This is a genomic window from Prevotella sp. TCVGH (assembly GCF_023522295.1).
GTDB classification, from domain to species: domain Bacteria; phylum Bacteroidota; class Bacteroidia; order Bacteroidales; family Bacteroidaceae; genus Prevotella; species Prevotella timonensis.
The window spans coordinates 1-1,393 of sequence record NZ_QFFX01000142.1 but is presented as its reverse complement, the minus strand read 5'-3'; the positions used below and the strand labels follow the sequence as shown (position 1 = coordinate 1,393).

1 protein-coding gene is annotated in these 1,393 nt (G+C 44.5%); it reads left to right on the top strand.

Annotated elements, in window-relative coordinates; all coding sequences use genetic code 11:
* Positions 1–131 precede the first annotated feature (131 nt).
* Entirely contained in the window at positions 132–1,364 is a 1,233-nt protein-coding gene (locus DEM91_RS12495; RefSeq protein ID WP_249859122.1) for a transposase, read from the top strand.
* The last annotated feature ends 29 nt before the right edge of the window (positions 1,365–1,393 follow it).

Genomic DNA, 1,393 nt, shown 5'->3' with positions numbered 1-1,393 from the left:
TCAATACTCTGTTAATAATCACATAATTGTTTGAAAATGAGCGAGTTGATTAACAAAACATAACTAAATAAATTTGGCTAAGTGTCTGATTTTCAGTACCTTTATAGTTGATTCAAGACTTTAAAAGTATGATGATTTCAGAGCCACTTAGCCAATATGAGAAGATCCTCAAGGATGCAATCCGTACATCTATGAAAGAATCTGGTGCAAAGTTAGCAAAAACTTTCCAGACTCTGCTCATCGAGATACTGACTTTATATATGATTCTACCCAGAAAGATAAACTTCACACAGATGGCTCGCTACGGCAAGCACGGCGAGCAGACCTATCGTCAGAATTTCAACCGCAAGAAGAAAGACTGCATTGATTGGCTTCTGTTGAACCTGTCTCTTGCAAGGCGTGTGTTGGATATGGATGGCTTACTTGCCATTGCTATAGACCCATGCTATATCAGCAAGGCTGGGAAGAAGACTCCTCATATCGGACGGTTCTGGTCGGGATGTGCAGGGGCGGTGAAGCACGGACTTGAAATCATGGGCATCGGCTTGCTGGATGTTGCCAACAACAAGTGCATGATGCTGCGTGCCCATCAGACAATAGGGAACTCTGCGCTGAAGATGAGGAACAAGACACTCGTCGAATATTACATCAGTGTTATGAAGCGGTATTCAAAGAAACTGCTGAGTATCACTGATATAGTAGTGGCTGACGCATTCTTCTCCACATCCACATTCGAGAAGGGCATATCGGAGCTTGGCTTCTATCTAGTTAGCCGCTTCCGTGACAACGCTTGTCTGCATTACATTCCCAAGAGGGAAAAGAGGCGTGGACGACCAAGAGCCAAGGGAGACAAGATTGACTTGGCAAACCTCAACCTCTCATGCATGGAAGAACTGCACATTGATGGACTGGACGGAAAGGTGTACACCCTCGAGGCTTATGCCAAGGCTCTGAAGAAGAGGGTGCGACTTGTCATCTGGCGAATGCCAGGTGGAAAGTGCAAGTTGTTCTTCTCGACAAAACTCTCAATGACGGGTGAGGAAGTATTGAAGACATACCGAACTCGTTTCCAGATAGAGTTCTGCTATCGCGACAGCAAGCAGTTTACGGGACTTATGGATTGCCAGGCAAGACACAAGAGACAGTTGGACTTTGCGTTCAACGCATCGTTCGCCTCACTGAATGCCGCCAAGGTCTTCATGAAAGACAATGGTATGGATAATTCCATGGAAAAAGTTAAGTCGTTGATGTTCAATGCGAACTATACGAAATTAATTTTCGACATGTCCCGATGCCGACCGAACCGAACTTTAATTAGTAAGATTGTCAAAGAACTCATTGGCTGGCAGCCTAAGGCTGCGTAGCTATATACTCAAATTTTAACGAACTATTG